Source organism: Providencia heimbachae ATCC 35613 (genome assembly GCF_001655055.1).
GTDB lineage: Bacteria > Pseudomonadota > Gammaproteobacteria > Enterobacterales > Enterobacteriaceae > Providencia > Providencia heimbachae.
The window spans coordinates 133983-151882 of the sequence record NZ_LXEW01000003.1 but is presented as its reverse complement, the minus strand read 5'-3'; the positions used below and the strand labels follow the sequence as shown (position 1 = coordinate 151882).

The 17900-nt window shown below is 38.8% G+C and carries 17 protein-coding genes; 5 read left to right on the top strand and 12 right to left on the bottom strand.

From position 1 onward, the window contains the following. Positions 1-53: 53 nt before the first annotated feature. Positions 54-689: an outer membrane protein OmpW gene (gene ompW, locus M998_RS00775; protein ID WP_068907122.1), complete on the bottom strand. Its 636-nt coding sequence runs from the start codon at positions 687-689 to the stop codon at positions 54-56. Between the two features lie 479 nt (positions 690-1168). Here ompW and M998_RS00770 point away from each other — a divergent pair, with 479 nt between their 5' ends. Further along, entirely contained in the window at positions 1169-1921 is a 753-nt protein-coding gene (locus M998_RS00770) for a YciC family protein (protein WP_068907121.1), read from the top strand. A gap of 121 nt (positions 1922-2042) precedes the next feature. Here the strand turns inward: M998_RS00770 and M998_RS00765 are convergent, their stop codons facing one another. Then, entirely contained in the window at positions 2043-3833 is a 1791-nt protein-coding gene (locus tag M998_RS00765; RefSeq protein ID WP_068907120.1) for a SulP family inorganic anion transporter, read from the bottom strand. Between the two features lie 226 nt (positions 3834-4059). Between M998_RS00765 and M998_RS00760 the strand changes: the two genes are divergently transcribed. Next, positions 4060-4617 carry a septation protein A gene (locus tag M998_RS00760; RefSeq protein ID WP_068444158.1) on the top strand — a complete coding sequence of 186 codons (558 nt, stop codon included), beginning with the start codon at positions 4060-4062 and terminating at the stop codon, positions 4615-4617. A gap of 84 nt (positions 4618-4701) precedes the next feature. Here the strand turns inward: M998_RS00760 and M998_RS00755 are convergent, their stop codons facing one another. Then, positions 4702-4893: a YqaE/Pmp3 family membrane protein gene (locus M998_RS00755; RefSeq protein WP_068444161.1), complete on the bottom strand. Its 192-nt coding sequence runs from the start codon at positions 4891-4893 to the stop codon at positions 4702-4704. A 364-nt stretch (positions 4894-5257) separates the two neighbouring features. Here M998_RS00755 and yciA point away from each other — a divergent pair, with 364 nt between their 5' ends. Further along, positions 5258-5674: an acyl-CoA thioester hydrolase YciA gene (gene yciA / locus M998_RS00750; protein WP_068444164.1), complete on the top strand. Its 417-nt coding sequence runs from the start codon at positions 5258-5260 to the stop codon at positions 5672-5674. Between the two features lie 110 nt (positions 5675-5784). Here the strand turns inward: yciA and M998_RS00745 are convergent, their stop codons facing one another. Both M998_RS00745 and M998_RS19490 read right to left on the bottom strand, forming a co-directional pair. Beyond that, complete coding sequence (locus M998_RS00745) at positions 5785-6501, bottom strand: TonB family protein (protein ID WP_068444166.1); 717 nt, start codon at positions 6499-6501, stop codon at positions 5785-5787. Positions 6502-6626: 125 nt separating this feature from the next. Continuing rightward, positions 6627-6800, bottom strand: coding sequence for a YciY family protein (locus tag M998_RS19490; protein ID WP_137021576.1), 174 nt, complete (start codon positions 6798-6800; stop codon positions 6627-6629). Positions 6801-7231: 431 nt separating this feature from the next. Between M998_RS19490 and cls the strand changes: the two genes are divergently transcribed. Both cls and M998_RS00735 read left to right on the top strand, forming a co-directional pair. Next, positions 7232-8692 (top strand): cardiolipin synthase, encoded by a 1461-nt coding sequence (gene cls, locus M998_RS00740; RefSeq protein WP_068444169.1) that lies wholly within the window; start codon positions 7232-7234, stop codon positions 8690-8692. A 21-nt stretch (positions 8693-8713) separates the two neighbouring features. Next, positions 8714-9046, top strand: a complete 333-nt coding sequence (locus tag M998_RS00735) for an HI1450 family dsDNA-mimic protein (protein ID WP_068444171.1) — start codon at positions 8714-8716, stop codon at positions 9044-9046. 72 nt (positions 9047-9118) lie between these two features. On the opposite strand, the gene oppF is transcribed toward M998_RS00735, so the two are convergent. The 7 genes from oppF to M998_RS00700 form a co-directional block, all read right to left on the bottom strand. Next, on the bottom strand, positions 9119-10120 hold the full coding sequence (gene oppF, locus M998_RS00730) for a murein tripeptide/oligopeptide ABC transporter ATP binding protein OppF (protein ID WP_068444173.1): 1002 nt from the start codon (positions 10118-10120) through the stop codon (positions 9119-9121). Then, on the bottom strand, positions 10117-11106 hold the full coding sequence (locus M998_RS00725; protein WP_068444175.1) for an ABC transporter ATP-binding protein: 990 nt from the start codon (positions 11104-11106) through the stop codon (positions 10117-10119). Before M998_RS00725 ends, oppF begins: the two co-directional genes overlap by 4 nt. Before the next feature lie 11 nt (positions 11107-11117). Continuing rightward, the gene (gene oppC / locus M998_RS00720; RefSeq protein ID WP_068444178.1) at positions 11118-12026 is read right to left on the bottom strand and encodes an oligopeptide ABC transporter permease OppC; all 909 of its coding nucleotides are present in this window, start codon (positions 12024-12026) and stop codon (positions 11118-11120) included. 14 nt (positions 12027-12040) lie between these two features. Next, on the bottom strand, positions 12041-12961 hold the full coding sequence (gene oppB / locus M998_RS00715) for an oligopeptide ABC transporter permease OppB (RefSeq protein ID WP_068444182.1): 921 nt from the start codon (positions 12959-12961) through the stop codon (positions 12041-12043). A 69-nt stretch (positions 12962-13030) separates the two neighbouring features. Further along, on the bottom strand, positions 13031-14671 hold the full coding sequence (oppA, locus tag M998_RS00710; protein WP_068444186.1) for an oligopeptide ABC transporter substrate-binding protein OppA: 1641 nt from the start codon (positions 14669-14671) through the stop codon (positions 13031-13033). Between the two features lie 94 nt (positions 14672-14765). Continuing rightward, positions 14766-16379: an ABC transporter substrate-binding protein gene (locus tag M998_RS00705; protein ID WP_068446494.1), complete on the bottom strand. Its 1614-nt coding sequence runs from the start codon at positions 16377-16379 to the stop codon at positions 14766-14768. An 822-nt stretch (positions 16380-17201) separates the two neighbouring features. Next, a complete protein-coding gene (locus M998_RS00700) occupies positions 17202-17846 on the bottom strand; it encodes a YchE family NAAT transporter (protein WP_068444189.1) in 645 nt (214 codons plus the stop codon). Positions 17847-17900: the final 54 nt, after the last annotated feature.

Below are 17900 nucleotides of genomic sequence, written 5' to 3'. Positions count from 1 at the left end.
ACCCTAATCCTTCAGGTCACAGGAATTAACCTGTTTGGCATCCTGCTAAATATTTAGAAACGGTAGCCCGCACCAAACATAAATACAAATGGGTCTAAACGTGTATCAATTTTTTGCTGTTCGCCACCCGCTTTAAACTTAACATCTGTCTCGATATTCATCCACCAAACCGAGGCGTTCAGCATCCAGTTTTCAGTCAACATATAGTCCATACCTGCTTGTGCGGCAAAGCCCCAAGAGCTGGATAGGTCTAAATCTGATAACTGTGCACTTTTCCCAGTTGAATTAAACTTTTCATCAAAGAAAAAAGTGTAGTTAACACCCGCACCTAAATAAGGACGTAATTTATCTTCTTTGCTACCAAAATAATATTGTGCCATTAATGTTGGTGGTAAATGTTTAACTGATGCAATATTTCCAAATTCACCTAAGCTAACATTATGCTGGAAAGGTGTTGCTGCTAATAATTCCACGCCAATATTATCGGTGATCATATAACCGAAAGTTAAGCCTAATTGTGTGTCATTATTAACGCCAAAAGAGCCATAACCTAAGACATTATCTGAACCCGCGTTAGGTCTTACCGTTGCAGTACCTGCACGAAATAAGAAATCGCCAGCTTCATGAGCAATTGAAACTGCTGGAGCAAGAGTTGCCGCAGCCAAGACAAGCGCAGTGAGTTTTTTCATTATTAATCCCATTCCTGTTTTATTATTTTAGGAAAATATACCGTAATATTTAAATTCATGTTCAAATCAAGATCACATCTTTTACTTATTTATAGCCAATCCAATAAATATGACTTTATTATTTCATTTATATTATTTTAAATTTTGATTTGAATCAATTTTTAAGAAATAAGTCAGAAAATATAAAATGATTTTCTATTTTCTTATATTATCCTCTGAATTGAAGTTGCATTTAAAATACATATTAAGTGTAATTAACTATATTTTATGATTAATCCAATATATGCGTAATTAACTCGCTAGAAGTGAATATGATAAATTACCGATATTAAGCTTTATCTTCATATTTCCATGTATCAGCTTAATAAGTGTCCATTGTTGCTAACCTCCCGACTTTTCTTATCTTTCTCTACCTAAGAGCCGGATACTCAGTTACAATCGTCTACAATTTTGATCCATTTGTAGATAGGAGCAGTTAAATGTCCATTTCGGCCAATTCACTCATCGGTGACAGCATTAACTTTTTTAAAAATCAGCTGAGTGGCCTATCCACAATTGTGCTGTTAGCAACCGCAGTTAGCCTGATTATTTATTCATTGATGATCCCGAGTGAGCAAATGATTGGTGTTCTTGTTGAAGCACAAAGCAAGCTGATAGAAGCGGGGAATTCCGGTCTACAAGACTGGGTTACTGGCCTTTCCGAGCAGGATAAAAGTAGCATCCTGCGTGTTTCTTTTGGTTTGATACTGTCCGTAACGCTCGGTAGCTTAGTCCTAATTTGTGGTGTTCTCTCTTATATTGCTGGAATGTCTCGTGATGATGAAATGACCGGTGTTCAAGCAATAACATCTTCATTAGCAAAAGCCCCTTCCATGTTCCTTTTACTAGTGGTTTGTTCGTTGCTTATCCAACTCGGCATCACCATCATAGTTATTCCCGGTATTATTCTCGCTATCGGCTTCTCTTTAGCGCCGGCTATTTTAATTAGCGAAAGCACCAATCCTTTCAGTGCGATGGGTAAAAGCTGGAAAATGGCTTATGCCAATTGGCGCATTGCATTACCAATGGTATTAATCTGGATGGCATCACAAATGCTTGTCAGCGTTTTACTGAGTAGTATTCAGTTAAACCACATTATGGCAAATGGGATATCATTTTTAATTAATAACTTTATTGCTGCTTTTGCGTTGATTTACTTTTATCGCTTGTACATGTTAATTGGTAAAAACTAATTTAAAAATCACCCTTGTTTTCACAAATAAGGGCGTATTATGCGCCCTTATTATCTTGATTATTACAATACTGTACTATTACTTAAGAATTATCTGTATTCAGGTTTTTGATATATCCAATTCAATCTGAGTCTGATAATAAAAATTTGTCTATCTTGTCAGTTCCTGCCAACTCTTTATCTTTTAACTCCTCTTCTGCTCTTCTATCTTCGACATTTTTAATTTGTATTTGCTGCTTACTTTGTATCAGTCGAATAGCAAAATAAATATCAGGAACAACTAATAAGTCATCATCAGAACGATTAATCTTATTTTTCTCTAACCAGCGTTTTATTGATGTACGACGCCCAGCAAGTACCAAAGTAACCCCTTTCGCTTTTAAAGCCGTCACAATATCATTCAGTGCGGAAAAGACACTCACATCATTATGAGTAAAGCTCACGGCAGCATCTACGATCACCCAAGCAGGTCTTTTTAACTGATTATCCAAATGTTTATTCAAACGCTCTTTAAAGTAGTTAACGTTAAAATACGTTAACGGTGAATTAAAACGATAAATTAAGACGCCTTCAATCGGTTTAATTTCATTATCCTTCGTTATCGAGTGTAACATGCCCTGTTCATCAACGCCCAACAGCTGATCGGTAGGGCGAAATATCACTCGAATAAACTGCAATAATCCCAATAAAACGGCCAGCCCAACCCCACTAATAAGACCGACGACTAAGACTGCACATAATGTAAAAATACATAAGAAAAAAGCACCACGATTACGTTTACGCATTGAAAAAATACTGCGGAAGCTCATCAGTGAGAAAGTCGAAATAACCAATACCATGCCAAGGGCTGGCATTGGAATATAACCCAGTAAATCCATCGAAAATAACAACACGGCTAAAATAGTCAGTGCAGCGACAATTGAGACTAATTGTGTTTTACCTCCCATCATATCATTAACCGCAGTACGGCTACTGGCAGCGCTAACGGCGAAGCCTTGAGATAACGCGGAAGCGATATTAGCCAATCCTAAAGCACGAAGCTCCTGATCTGCATCAACGGTATAACCATTTTTACTGGCGAAACTACGCGCAGTCATCATAAAACTCACAAAGCTTATTACTGCAAGGTTTAAGGATGGGATAACAAGATCACGAATTAGACCTGGTGGAAAATCAGGCATTGGAATTGAAGGAAGCCCATCACCAAGATTTCCAACAATGCTAATACCATATTTTTCGAGATCAAATAATACGCTTGCTGTCGTCGCCAATACCATTGCAATCAATAACGATGGCCATTTGCTGCGTACTTTTCGGATAAAGACTGTCACCGCTAATGTCGCTACAGCGACCAATAAAGTGGGAATATGTGTTTCAATTAATGCCGTGGGAAAAGCAATTAGGCGTTCAATAAAGCCAGAAGGCAGTGTCGTAATACCAAAAATTTTTCCTATTTGGCTAACAACAATAGTTAAGGCAACCCCGTTTAATAAACCTTGTAATATGGGGCGAGATAAAAAATCAGCAAAGGTACCCAAACGGAATCTTGCGGCAATAAGGCACCAGACCCCTGTCATTAAGCTCATGACAATAACTAACTGCCATCGCGTATTATCGTCTCCCATGGCTAAGGGACTAACGGCTGCTGCGATTACCGCACAAGTAGCAGCATCGGGGCCAATGATAAGTTGCTTCGATGTTCCGAATAAGGCATAAACAAACATGGGTAAGATACAGGCATAGAGGCCAACAATGGCATTGACGCCCATCAATTCGGCATAAGCTATTGCAACAGGCAAAGCAACCGCTGCAACAGATAGCCCGGCCTTCACATCAGGGCCTAAATCTGAAAGTTGATATTTGAACAGCGTTTCTAAACCTGGCATCCAGACAAATAGCCTAGCCTTTATCATATTATGAAAAATCTCTATAAATTAATAAGTTAAATAAAATTATGTACTATATATATATGAACTACTCAAGTTTATCTAGAACTAAGTCAAATAATAGTAAAATAGTGCAAATATGATTGGTAACAAGCCGTGTTTATTGGTAAAAAGATGCAAACTTTTAACAAATAAAGTAGAAATACGTTAAACTACCCCATTATTTTCATGTTGAGGCTCTGTATCCACTGCTATGAAACAGCTTATTGATTTTATTCCTTTGATCATCTTTTTTATCGTATATAAACGATACGACATTTTCTATGCGAGTGGTGCCTTAATGATCGCAACACCACTGGCATTACTCGCAACTTACCTCATTTATAAAAAAGTAGAGAAAGTTGCCAAAATTACCTGCATTATTGTTATGGCGTTCTCGGCATTAACACTTATTTTCCACAGTGATGTGTTTATTAAATGGAAAGTCACTATTATTTATGGGCTTTTCGCTATTGCATTACTGATCAGCCAGTGGTTTACCGAGAAACCGTTAATCCAAAGAATGCTCGGTAGCAATCAAGAAATTAAATTAGCCGACAGTTATTGGGCAAAACTCAACAGCGCTTGGGCTATCTTTTTTATTGTTTGTGCAGCGGTTAATATTTATGTGGCCTTTTGGATGGCGCAAGAGGTTTGGGTTAATTTCAAAGTCTTTGGCCTCACCGTGGGTACTTTAATATTTACCGTCCTGAGTGTTGTCTATATTTTTAAAAACATGACTAAAGAGCCCGCTAAAGAACATAAAGAATAACGTTGTATATTTATGTAATTTGCCTAAATAAAAAAAACCTGCTTCATTTTCATCGGCAGGTTTTTTTATTTATGATTAAAAAAATCAATCTCTTCCAAATGCCTTATTGATCTTTTTATCGGTGTTATATTGAGATAATGCATAAACTGACCAAATTGCAGCAGGGATCCAGCCAATCAGCGTAAGTTGTAGAATTAAGCAGATAATGCCAGCAAAAGGTCGCCCAATTGTGAAAAACTGCAGCCAAGGCAGTAATAATGCCAATATTAATCTCATGTTAACTCCCTTATATTACCTTTAAAGATATCACTATGATTTTATTATAGACAATCTAATCAACTGACTAAACGCAAAAGACACTTCTTGTTTAATCTTTGCATTAATTTAGTTAATTGATGAATTTAAAATCATTTATTGTATTCAATAACTACAACGTTGAATAAATAATACCATTTTAGCAAGTAAAGCATACCAAAGTAGCCTGTTGTAGTTTACTTTTACTTGGATTATTTGCTATAAACGCTCAATCATTATCTATACGCCAAATAATTCAATTTGCTTGTAAGCGCAGAGTGAAAGCGCCATCCAAGTAAATTGAAGAATGAAGAGTATAAATTATTATTTTAACTAAGAGTTAAATATGCAATTACCAAACGGGGAACTTGTTTTACGTACACTAGCAATGCCTGCCGATACTAACGCCAATGGTGATATTTTTGGTGGCTGGCTCATGTCTCAAATGGATATTGGCGGTGCTATTTTAGCAAAAGAAATTGCACTTGGCCGCGTAGTCACCGTGGCAGTCAACGGCATCAAATTTCAAAAACCAGTCGCTGTCGGCGATGTTGTGTGCTGCTATGCGCGTTGTTTAAAAACAGGAAAAAGCTCCATCACCATCAATATTGAAGTATGGGTGAAAAAAGTTGCGACTGAACCCGTTGGCCAACGCTATCGAGCGACAGATGCTGTTTTTACCTATGTTGCCGTCAATGACGATAGTACACCACGTGAATTGCCTAAAGAAAAACAACACTTTCAGTTAGAAAGTTCAGATTGAAGGCGACATGAGTTAATTTAGCTTTACGGGTAAACCAAAGACAAAAGCCGCTGACGAAATGAACCTTATTTCATCAGCGGCTTTTTTAATTCTATGGTGACGCTAAAAGTTTATACTTGGCTAACAGAACCATCAAGCTTGAAGTAAATTTCTGTCACGTAACCTTTTGCCGGTTGTTTTTCAAATTTCCAACGATTCATTGTGCGTTTTACGTCTCGCTCAAATAACCCTTTTGGTGAGGCCTCAACAAACTCAATATTTGAAACTCGCCCATCATCATCTATATCATAACGAACTTTAACATAACCTTCTTTACCGAGTCGACGAGCACGGTCAGGGTATGGTGGTGCTTGTTTGCTAAGTGCTTTCGGCCCTCTTTTACTAGTAGATTGGTTATTAACCGGACCATTGTTCTTTGCAATCACATTCGATTTTTCAGCTTTCGATTGCGAATTTGAATCTGATTTTGAATCATTCATGGCCAGTTGCTTGTCAGCTGGTTTCGCCTCTTCTTTTATTTTTTTCTCTTCTTTCTTCGGTTTTGGCTTAGGCTTTTTCTTCACTTCTGGTTTTTTTTCAGGTAGTGCAATAACAGGCTCGACGATAGGTTCCGGTTCTACGATTGGCTCAGGTTCTGGTTCGACTGGTGTTTCTACCTGCTCAACCGGCTGTGCCGCAGGCGCTTCTTCTTCAAAAGCTATCATGGCAATAGTCATGGGCTCAGGATTTCGAACCAAATTTGGCTGATTAAAAATCCATGCCATGGCAAGCCCAGCATGAATAGATAACGAGATGACAATAATGAGAACCCAACGAATCCAACGCATATGCAATTTCTACCCTACACCTGTCAACCTAATGAATATAACCACTAGTTTAAATGCAAATAGCAATCATATTCAATAAGGTTTATCGATCAAAGTGAAAATTGTGAGAATGCCCCTCAATAACCCTATTCACACCATTGAGAAAATAGCAGCGAATGGCGGCGCTTATAGATGTCTATTTTCCGCATTGAGTAAATGTGCATATTGCGTCTAGAATGCCCTTCCAGCCAGCGTCTGCGACGACGAAGTGCCTGTCTTAACATCCTCCAACGGGCAACTTCTTGCCTACTGCGTCTCATTTTTTTATCCTTTTCAGGTGAGTAATCAAATTGAAAAAAATATTATATGCCTTTGGTTGTTAGAACCAAGAAGAACTTTCCCTTAAAAAAGGTAAGCTAAATTCGCTTCAATGGCCAAAGGTAAACCCGCGAAATTATAATTTCATTATAAATTTATGCATTTAACTGAGCTTTTACTGAAAATTTTTGTTAAATTCTATTAAGTTTAGTCTTAGTAATGACTTTATTACCCTAAATAGTTTAAATCGCGGTATTACATTTGTGACTTACACACTGCGGTTCGAAGTATAACGGATATAACCCCTAAATAACTCGAATTGTAACTAGGCGACAAGCAAATGTGTTTCTAAGCGCATATACATGCATGTAATTAGCGCACATAAGTACAGTCAACAACGTTATGGTTCGAAGAGTGAGGCATAAAATTAATTATGGCTACAGTCTATACCTTAGTTAGCTGGCTACTGTTTTTTCTTTATTGGCTGGTTATTGCTGCAATTACCGTTCGTATTCTAGTCAAAAGAAGGCCTGTCACTTCTGCCATGACATGGTTATTAATTATTTATATTCTTCCTTTGGTGGGGATTATTGCGTATGTCGCCTTTGGTGAATTGCACTTAGGTAAACGCCGTGTTGATAAAGCCCATCATATGTGGCCTTCTGTCGCAACATGGTTAGAAAATTTACGCCATTCAAAACATATTTTCACCTCAGAGAATAGCCCTGTTGCCGAGCCGTTATTTCAGTTATGTGAAAAACGTCAAGGTATAGCGGGCGTTAAAGGTAATCGAATTCAACTGCTAACAACTTGCGAGGATTCACTTAAAGCAATTGTTAATGATATTAATAACGCACAACATTCTATTGAAATGGTGTTTTATATTTGGCAGCCAGGTGGTTTAGTTGATGGCGTTACAGATGCCCTACTTAATGCCGCTAAACGGGGTGTGAAATGCCGTATAATGGTTGACTCTGCGGGAAGCTGGCACTTTTTTCGTAGTGATTACCCAGCAAAAATGCGGGCAGCTGGCATTGAATTTGTTGAGTCACTCAAAGTCAATTTAATGCGTTTTTTCTTGCGTCGTATGGACTTACGCCAGCATCGTAAAATAGTAATTATTGATAACTACATTTCATACACCGGAAGTATGAATATGGTTGACCCTCGCTATTTTAAGCAAGATTCCGGTGTTGGGGAGTGGATTGATATTCTTGTCCGAATGGAAGGCCCTGTGAGTACGACACTTGGCATTGTTTACGCTTTTGACTGGGAAATGGAAACCGGCCAGCGAGTCTTGCCACCGCCACCTGATGCCAATATTATGCCATTTGAGCGTGATAACGGTCATACAACCCAAGTCATTGCTTCTGGACCCGGCTTCCCTGATGAGCTTATTCAACAATCTTTAATGACCGCCATGTTTTCTGCTCGTAAGCAGTTAATCATGACAACACCGTATTTCGTGCCAAGTGACGATTTATTACATGCTATATGCACAGCGGCAATGCGCGGTGTTGATGTCAATATTATCATGCCACGCCAAAATGATTCATTTCTTGTTCGTTGGGCAAGTCGTTCATTTTACACTGAATTACTTGAAGCTGGTGTGAAAATTTACCAATTTGAAGATGGTTTGTTACACACTAAAAGCGTGCTTGTCGATGGTGAATTAAGTTTAGTTGGCTCCGTAAACTTAGATATGCGTAGTCTGTGGTTAAACTTTGAAATCACAGTTGTGATTGATGACAAAAGTTTTGGTAGCGATTTAACACTGGTACAGTATGATTACATCGCACGTTCTACCCGTTTAGAGATTGAGGAATGGGAACAACGACCGTTTTGGAATCGTGTGGTTGAGCGCCTGTGCTATTTCTTCAGCCCATTGTTATAATTGTAATTTTTAGGATGCATCATGACTGGTTCAGTAAATACAAATTTAATCGACGAAGATGAAATCATCGAAATCGCCTATGACTATTTTCTCGAAGGCGCAATGGATAATTTAGAACCCGCTGATCAGCTCATTTTTGCTTTGCAATTTGAAGAATGTGGTGCCGCAGAAACAGTCCCCCTCAGCCTTAGCTGGCAGAGCATTAATACTATAGGGCTGGTTTTAGACAACTGCAGTGAGGTTATTATTGGCTTAGCGAAAACCGCTGATGACGAAATCAACGATATTTTTGCACGTATTCTGATTAGCCGAGATCCCGCTCAGCCATTCCACCATATTTTATGGAAAAAATAGTTCCCAAGACGTCAAAATAACTTGAAAGGGCTAATTTAACTTAGCCCTTTTTCGTTTTTATCTGAATACGGATTAAAGCGGATCAATCTTTAAACATGACACTGCATGCTTAAAGCTCCCTTCAAGCAACGGCCGCGTTTTACTACACTCATCACCCGCTAACGGGCAGCGTGTTCTAAAGACACAACCTGATGGCGGATTAATCGGTGAAGGCAACTCCCCTTCAAGCAATTCAATTGATTTATTTTTCTCTTTATCTGGATCCGGGACAGGCACCGCTGACATTAAGGCTCGAGTATAAGGGTGTAATGGATTGTTATACACTTCATCATAAGTCCCTAATTCAACTGCATGGCCTAAATACATCACAAGAACACGGTCAGAAATATGTTTAACCACAGCCAAATCATGTGCAATAAAAATTAACGACAGTTTCATTTCTCGCTGAAGTTCTTGCAGTAAATTAACAACTTGTGCTTGAATAGAAACATCGAGAGCAGATACTGGCTCATCACAAATAACCAGTTTTGGTTCTAGAATAAGCGCTCTTGCAATACCAATTCGCTGGCACTGTCCACCTGAAAACTCATGAGGGTAGCGATTGATCAGATTGGGTAATAAACCGACTTTCATCATCATAGTTTTCACTTTTTCAGTGACCTGAGCATATGACATTTTTGGATGATAGGTTTTTAATGGTTCAGCAATAATGTCGCCAATTGTCATTCGTGGATTAAGCGACGCCAGAGGATCTTGAAAAATCATCTGAATATCACTGCGCACATTGCGCCATTCTTTATCGCTCATGCCAAGAAGGTCATTACCCAACCAACTTACCGTTCCCCCTGTCGCTTTAACAAGGCCGATGATGGCACGAGCAAATGTTGATTTACCACAACCCGACTCACCGACAACACCTAGCGTCTCACCTTCATAGAGACGCAATGTCACACCATCAACCGCTTTCAAACTTTTATCTGGCTGCCAAAACCACTGTGTTTTTTCTCTAATTGAAAAATGAACTTTTAAATCATTCACTTCTAATAAGACGGGTCTATTTTCTTGGACTGTCATACTAGCTCCTCCACCGGCTTGAAGCAGGCTCGTAACCGGCTTTGAGAAAATGCGGACAATTGGGGTTCCGTTTCAACACACTGCGCAACCGCATACTGGCAGCGCGGGGAAAATGGGCAACCTTTAGGTAATCTCAATAAATTAGGTGGATTACCCGGAATAGTGGCTAAACTATCATCATCACCATCAAGACGCGGAACGGCAGCTAATAAGCCTAAGGAATATGGGTGTGATGGTGCATAAAAAATGTCACGCGCAGTACCGTATTCCATCGTGCGTCCTGCATACATCACTAATACTTTGTCACAGACACCCGCAACAACCCCAAGATCATGCGTAATTAAGATAATCGCTGTATCAAACTCACGTTTTAGCTCATTCAATAATGTCATAATTTGAGCTTGTACAGTCACATCAAGCGCTGTCGTTGGCTCATCAGCAATGAGTAGCTTTGGTTGGCAAAGTAATGCCATTGCTATCATGACACGCTGGCGCATTCCACCTGAGAACTCATGAGGGTACATATGCATTCGTTTGCGAGCTTCCGGCATCTTAACCGCATCTAACATGCGAACGGATTCTTCAAAAGCCTCATGTTTACTCATGCCTTTATGAAGCATAAGTACTTCAGAAAGTTGGATCCCTATCTTCAAATAAGGGTTTAAAGATGTCATTGGGTCTTGAAATATCATTGATATTTCTTCTGCTCGCATCTTATTCAGCGCTTTTTCTTTTAAATTAAGAATTTCTCGCCCGTTAAAAATGGCTGAACCACCAATATGGCCATTTTTTGCCAGTAGTCCCATTAGCGCAAAAGCGGTTTGAGACTTACCGGAACCTGACTCCCCGACGATCCCCAGCGTTTCCCCTGCACTTAATTCAAAATTAAGTTTATTAACCGCCGTGACATCGCCATCTTGCGTTGAGAAAGTCACATTGAGATCTTTTACGGATAACAGAGGGCTTTTTGATGTAATTGTTGACATAGCTATCCCCTCTAACGGTCTTTCGGATCGAGGGCATCACGTAAGCCATCGCCGATAAAGTTAAAACAAAATAATGTTATGACTAAGAACCCTGCGGGAATAAGTAATAACCATGGTGTCACTTCCATTGAGTTGGCACCATCACTCAATAATGCCCCCCAACTACTCAACGGTTCTTGTGTGCCTAGCCCGAGAAAACTCAAAAATGATTCAAATAAAATCATACTTGGTACTAATAACGAAGCATAAACCACCACAACACCAAGCACATTAGGGACAATATGCCGCAGGATAATATGGCGCGTACTCACACCACTAACTAATGCTGCCTCAATAAACTCTTTACGTTTAAGGCTGAGCGTCTGCCCTCGAACAATACGCGCCATATCCAGCCATGACACCATACCGATGGCGACAAATATCAGTAAAATATTGGTACCAAACAAGGTCACTAATAAAATAACGAAGAACATAAAGGGGAATGAATTAAGGATTTCAAGTATCCGCATCATAAGGGAGTCAATTTTCCCCCCTGCATATCCCGCCAACGAGCCGTATAATGTTCCGACGATAACGGCGACTAGCGCCGCAGCAACACCGACCATCAATGAGATACGCCCACCAATAGCAACACGAACCAGTAAGTCACGACCCGAGGCATCTGTGCCAAAATAATGTCCTGTTGCCATATCCGGTGCGGTAGACATCATTTCCCAGTCGGTATCATCATAAAGAAATGGCGATAACATTGGGGCAAAAATGACAAATAACGTAATTAAAAATAAGACACATAAACTAAAAATAGCCGCGTGATTATGCATAAATCGGCGTCGAGCATCCTGCCAAAGACTGCGCCCTTCAATATCGAGCTGCTCCGAAAAATGCTCCAGAGCTTCACTATTTTTCTTGTTGACTAACATAGCGCTTCTCCGACCTAGTAACGAATTTTTGGATCAATGACGGCATAAAGCACATCAACGATGGCATTAAAGGCAATGGTTAAAATACCCACTAATATTGTTAAACTGAGCACTAACGAGTAGTCACGGTTTAAGGCACCATTAACGAATAACTGACCAATACCCGGTAGACCAAAGATAGTTTCAATAACCATTGAGCCGGTAATAATCCCCACAAACGCAGGTCCCATATAAGAGAGCACTGGGAGCAACGCAGGCTTAAGCGCATGGCGTAGAATGATCGTTCTTAGCGGTAAACCTTTTGCTCTCGCTGTTCTGATAAAGTTCGAATGCATAATTTCAATCATTGAACCACGGGTAATACGCGAAATACTGGCGATATACGCCAACGAAAGTGCAACCATCGGTAAAATAATGTGGGTGAGATTACCACCATCCCAACCACCTCCGGGCAGCCATTTAAGATGTATGGCAAAAATAAGCACCAATAGCGGTGCGACAACAAAGCTTGGGATGACAACCCCCGTCATGGCAAAGCCCATGACTGTAAAATCCCACTTAGTATTTTGATTCAGCGCGGCAATCACGCCGGCTGATACACCAAAAATAACCGCAACGATAAATGCGGTTGCCCCGAGTTTTGCCGATACTGGGAAGGCTTTAGCGACTAATTCATTTACGCTATAATCTTTATATTTAAACGACGGGCCAAAATCCCCTTTAGAGAGCTGAAAAAGATAACTAAAATATTGCTTATACATTGGGTCATTAAGATGATATTTAGCTTCAATATTTGCCATCACTTCAGGAGAGAGTTTACGTTCACCCGTAAAAGGACTTCCCGGAGCCAGACGCATCATAAAAAATGAGATGGTGATAAGAATAAAAAGAGTCGGGATCGCTTCAAGGAAGCGACGCAAAATAAATTTAAACATTGCCCTTTCCTACTTCTGTTGCCTATTAGGCTAATATCTGGCTCCTTTATTAGAGCCAGATTGCTATAATTAGTGCTTAATAATGTAGAGATCTTTTGTATGCAAATTATCTAATGGATCTTTACCGCTATAACCACCAACATAGGGCTTAACCAAACGTGTATTGACATAGTAATAAAGGGGAACTATTCCAGAATCTTTATCGAGTAATTTTTCGGCTTGATTATAAAGATCTGCACGTTCTTCATCGGTTTTAACCTGTAATGTTTTTTTCATTACAGCGTCAAAATCGGTATTTTTATAGTGAACGGTATTATTACTACTATAAGAAAGTAACATATTTAGGAAAGAAGATGGCTCATTGTAATCTGCACACCATCCAGCGCGAGAAACATCATAAGTGCCTTGGTGTCGGCTATCTAAGAATGTTTTCCACTCTTGGTTCTCAAGTTTTACCTCAGCGCCAATATTTTTCTTCCACATAGATGCGGCAGCGATAGCAATACGTTTATGTAAGTCAGAGGTATTGTATAACAAATTGAATTTTAATGGATTTGCTTTATTGTAACCGGCTTCTTCAAGCAATTGTTTGGCTTTTTCATTACGCTGTTCTTGAGTCATATTGGCGTACCAATCTGGCTTCTCTGTTTTTACCCCATTGGTAAATGGAGGTGTAAAGCCATAAGCCGGAATATCCCCTTGTGCTTTCACTTTATAAGTGATCACATCTCTATCCATAGAAAGTTTTAATGCTTCCCTTACTTTAGGATTATCAAATGGCGGCTTTTCATTATTAATTTCATAGTAATAAGTGCAAAGATAAGGGCTGACGCGCAATTCATTCGGCATATTTTCTTTCAAGCTTTTGAATTGCTCTATCGGTAAATTGCTGTAGGTCATATCAATTTCACCACTTCGGTAACGGTTAACGTCGGTGACTTCCGATGAAATTGGCAGGAAAGTAACTTGATCAATCACGGTATTGGCATTATCCCAATAGGTTGGACTACGTTCTAAAACAATACGCTCATTGACTGTCCAATCTTTTAGCTTATAAGCACCATTACCAACAAAGTTTTGTGGCTGAGTCCACTTAGCCCCATTTTTCTCAATTGTTTTTTTATTGACTGGTGACATGGAGGGATGTGCCAATAATTTAGGGATATACGGTACGGCTTCACTTAAAGAAACAACTAAGGTTTGATCATCAAGGGCTTTGACACCAAGTTCTTCAGGCTTTTTCTTACCTGAAATAATATCATCAACATTTTTAATATGCGCATACTGCAAATAACTGGCATAAGGAGAGGCTGTATCAGGGTCTGCTAAGCGTTGCCAGCTATAAACAAAGTCCTGAGCAGTGACAGGGTCACCATTTGACCATTTTGCGCCTTCACGAATTTTAAAAGTCCATTCAGTAAAATCTTTATTTTCCCAACTTGTTGCTGAACCGGGTAATATTTCACCATCGGGCCCAACAATCGTAATACCTTCTAATAGGTCTCTTGAGAGTGCCGATTCAGGCACTCCTTCAATTTTATGCGGATCTAATGATTGGGGCTCCGAGCCATTATTACGCACAAGAAGTTGTTTTTCTGCAAGTTCAACACCTGCTGGTATTGTTGCTGCAAAACTATTTGTGATACCCGCTGCCATTAATCCCGCAGTGACGCTTAATGCAATAAGCGTTTTATTCATTAATTTACTCATCGTATCAGCTACTCCCATACTATTATTATGATTGTGTTGTTTATGTATCTGCTTACCCTATTTTTGGTAACCATTTTTTTTAATTATTTAAATGTTATTTATTAACTTCACTTATATATAACCGCTTAATGTCGGTGTAATCAAGAGGGTCATTGCCTTTAAATCCCCCAACGGTAGGTTTTACCATTCGAGCACTCACGCGATAATAGACAGGAACTATTGCAGAATCAGCATCTAATACGCTTTCTGCTTGTTGATAAATTTGCTTACGAGCGAGGTCGTTTGGCGCAATTAATGCTTTTTCTAGTAAAGCATCAAACGATTTGTTTTTATAAAATGCGGTATTGTTACTATTTTCAGATAGCATCATATTCAAGAAGGATGTTGGCTCATTATAATCTGCACACCAAGTTACTCGAGCAACATCATAATTGCCTTCATGACGGCTTTGCAGTACCGTTTTCCATTCTTGATTTTGTAATGAAACTTGGGCGCCAATATTTTTTTGCCACATAGAGGCAGCAACAATAGCTTGCTGTTTATTTTGATCTGACGTGTTGTATAACAGTGCAAACTTCAACGGATTATCTTGTGTAAAACCAGCCTCAGCTAATAATTCCCTTGCCCGTTGATGACGTTTTTCATCTTTCCAATTAGCCCAATCAGGCAAATCAAAATGACCATTATTAATAAAAGTAGGTGTAAAACCGTAAGCTACAGTTTGCCCTTGAGCAATAATTTTATTTGTAATAATTTCTCTATCTAAGCCTAATTTAATTGCTTTTCTAACCCTTTTGTCAGTAAACGGGGTTTTTTGGTTATTAATTTCATAATAAAAAGTACAAAGATAGGGGCGCACATAGAGTTCTTTTGGATTTTCAGCCTGCATTTTTTTAAATAAAGCAGGTGGGATCGCAGAATTTGAAATATCGACCTCTCCGCTGCGATAACGATTAATATCGCTAACTTCAGATGTAATCGATAAAAATGTTGCTTGTTCAATTCGGCTATTTTTATTATCCCAATACATTGGGTTACGCTTAACCACAATTCGCTCATTTACAATCCATGAGTCTAATAAATAAGCACCATTACCGATGAAATTTTGTGGCTGAGTCCATTTATCGCCAAATGTTTCAATAGCTTTTTTATTAACTGGTTTCATCGAAGTATGCGAAAGCATATCAATAAAATAAGGAACTGGATGACTTAATGTGACTTGCAGATGTAAAGGATCTAAAGCTTTCACACCCAACGATTCAACGGGCATTTTACCTTTTAAAATTTGATTCGCATTTTCAATATACGCATTTTGTAAATAACTCGAATATGGGGAACCAGTAGTTGGGTCAGCTAATCGTCGCCAGCTATAGACAAAATCTTCAGCCGTAACTGGCGTTCCATCACTCCAACGCGCATCATCCCGTAAAGTGAAGATCCAAGTGGTATAATTTTCATTACGCCAATTTTTAGCTACACCTGGGGCGGTTTTACCATCAACGTCCGTATAAACCAAACCTTCTAACAAATTTAAAATAATATTACTTTCAGGTACTCCCTCAACTTTATGAGGGTCAAGTGAGACAACTTCTGAGCCGTTATTAATGGTAATAACTTGTGGTATATTTTTAGAGATGTCAGAAGCATTTGTATATAGCGCTATAAATAATAATGAAAGTAAACTTAAACCCTTGGTCGAATTAATCATTATGCCCTCTTCAATTATTGGCGATATATCACGTCTTTCGCTATCTCCAATATAAGGAGAAGTTGCATCCATTGACTGAAAAACTAAATCCCTACCCAACGTAACGCGTTCACGAACAAACGACCAATTACAGAAACAATTAATTAACATTTTCGACTAAAAATTTACCACAAAAAATACCAACATTGGTTAAATCAAGGCATAACACTTATTTTACATGAAGTTATAAAAATGACTTTATTTAGATATCGACTATCCCCAAATCGGTATCCAAACATATCATTAACAAACATCAATTAGAATAGTGAATAATTTTACTTAGCTCACAATTCCATACTTTTTATGCCTGTTTTAGCAAAAAATGCGGCATATAATGACTGATACTGATGACCTAGTTAACTGACTGTTCTTTATTTAAACTATTTTTATCTAAATAATGAATATTTATTAGGGGCTGTTGATCTTTGAAGGTCAATTTTTATTCGAATTAAAGACCTTTTAGGCAAGGCGAGAGGTTCGCCGCTTAGTGAACTAAAAGAGCCACTCAACGTAGAATAAAATGAGTGAAACGTTCTTTAATCGAACCCGAAGGGCAGCTTTCGGTATCCTTTTTTAGTTGGAGAAGTGATTATTGTTAATAATCAATATAAACCTTAGTTTAATTGGTTTTTTATTGCTTTTTTTATGCTGTAAAAATAAGCAGCAAAGATCAACAGCCCCTAGTAATCACATGAAAGAGCTTTGGCTTAAATTAGGAATAACGAGTAGGAAGGTAGCCGCCAGAGACTCCGCGGCTATCTTTGATAGGAAAAGTTTTATAAATTACAATAAGCCGGGAAAGAGGGATTTCACTCCGGTCACAATAAACTCAATGCCTAATGACATCAATAATAGTCCCATAATACGAGTGACAACGTTGATTCCGGTTTGCCCCAAATAACGTACTAATAAAGATGCGGAACGAAACAATAACCAACAACAAAAAGCGAATAAAATACTGGTTACCGCTAAACCAATAAAATTTTGCCAGCCATGCCACCTCGAAGACCAAACAATACAAGAGCTAATCGCCCCCGGCCCTGCCATTAGTGGAAGTGCTAACGGAACAACGCCAATGCTATCGCGTATAGCAGTTTCTGTTTTTTCTTGTTTATTTTGTTTATCTTCACCTATTTTACCGCTGATCATCGACATTGCGATGGTGACGATTAATATTCCTCCGGCAATGCGGAATGAATCAATAGAAATACCGAATAATTGAAGAATTGAGTCCCCAACTAATAACGATGTACAAAGAATAATAGCAACGGATGTATTTGCTACCGTATTCGTTTTATTTCGACCTGCGCTACTTTGATAGTTAGTCATGCTAATAAACACAGGTAGGATCCCAACTGGGTTTACTAGCGCAAATAGACCGATAAAAAACTTAATATAGCCCGATAAATCCAGTAATGCAGCGCTCACCCATTAACACCCTCAAAATATTCTCATTAGAGAAGTTTTTACCTATATTTAAGT

What these genes read in the sequence shown, in the direction of transcription:
- ompW (WP_068907122.1), bottom strand. Translation starts at nt 689, where the DNA reads ATGAAAAAACTCACTGCGCTTGTCTTGGCTGCGGCAACTCTTGCTCCA.
- M998_RS00735 (WP_068444171.1), top strand. Translation starts at nt 8,714, where the DNA reads ATGACTGGTTCAGTAAATACAAATTTAATCGACGAAGATGAAATCATC.
- M998_RS00745 (WP_068444166.1), bottom strand. Translation starts at nt 6,501, where the DNA reads ATGCGTTGGATTCGTTGGGTTCTCATTATTGTCATCTCGTTATCTATT.
- M998_RS00770 (WP_068907121.1), top strand. Translation starts at nt 1,169, where the DNA reads ATGTCCATTTCGGCCAATTCACTCATCGGTGACAGCATTAACTTTTTT.
- oppC (WP_068444178.1), bottom strand. Translation starts at nt 12,026, where the DNA reads ATGTTAGTCAACAAGAAAAATAGTGAAGCTCTGGAGCATTTTTCGGAG.
- oppF (WP_068444173.1), bottom strand. Translation starts at nt 10,120, where the DNA reads ATGACAGTCCAAGAAAATAGACCCGTCTTATTAGAAGTGAATGATTTA.
- M998_RS19490 (WP_137021576.1), bottom strand. Translation starts at nt 6,800, where the DNA reads ATGAGACGCAGTAGGCAAGAAGTTGCCCGTTGGAGGATGTTAAGACAG.
- M998_RS00760 (WP_068444158.1), top strand. Translation starts at nt 4,060, where the DNA reads ATGAAACAGCTTATTGATTTTATTCCTTTGATCATCTTTTTTATCGTA.
- yciA (WP_068444164.1), top strand. Translation starts at nt 5,258, where the DNA reads ATGCAATTACCAAACGGGGAACTTGTTTTACGTACACTAGCAATGCCT.
- M998_RS00725 (WP_068444175.1), bottom strand. Translation starts at nt 11,106, where the DNA reads ATGTCAACAATTACATCAAAAAGCCCTCTGTTATCCGTAAAAGATCTC.
- oppA (WP_068444186.1), bottom strand. Translation starts at nt 14,671, where the DNA reads ATGAGTAAATTAATGAATAAAACGCTTATTGCATTAAGCGTCACTGCG.
- M998_RS00755 (WP_068444161.1), bottom strand. Translation starts at nt 4,893, where the DNA reads ATGAGATTAATATTGGCATTATTACTGCCTTGGCTGCAGTTTTTCACA.
- M998_RS00705 (WP_068446494.1), bottom strand. Translation starts at nt 16,379, where the DNA reads ATGATTAATTCGACCAAGGGTTTAAGTTTACTTTCATTATTATTTATA.
- oppB (WP_068444182.1), bottom strand. Translation starts at nt 12,961, where the DNA reads ATGTTTAAATTTATTTTGCGTCGCTTCCTTGAAGCGATCCCGACTCTT.
- M998_RS00765 (WP_068907120.1), bottom strand. Translation starts at nt 3,833, where the DNA reads ATGATAAAGGCTAGGCTATTTGTCTGGATGCCAGGTTTAGAAACGCTG.
- cls (WP_068444169.1), top strand. Translation starts at nt 7,232, where the DNA reads ATGGCTACAGTCTATACCTTAGTTAGCTGGCTACTGTTTTTTCTTTAT.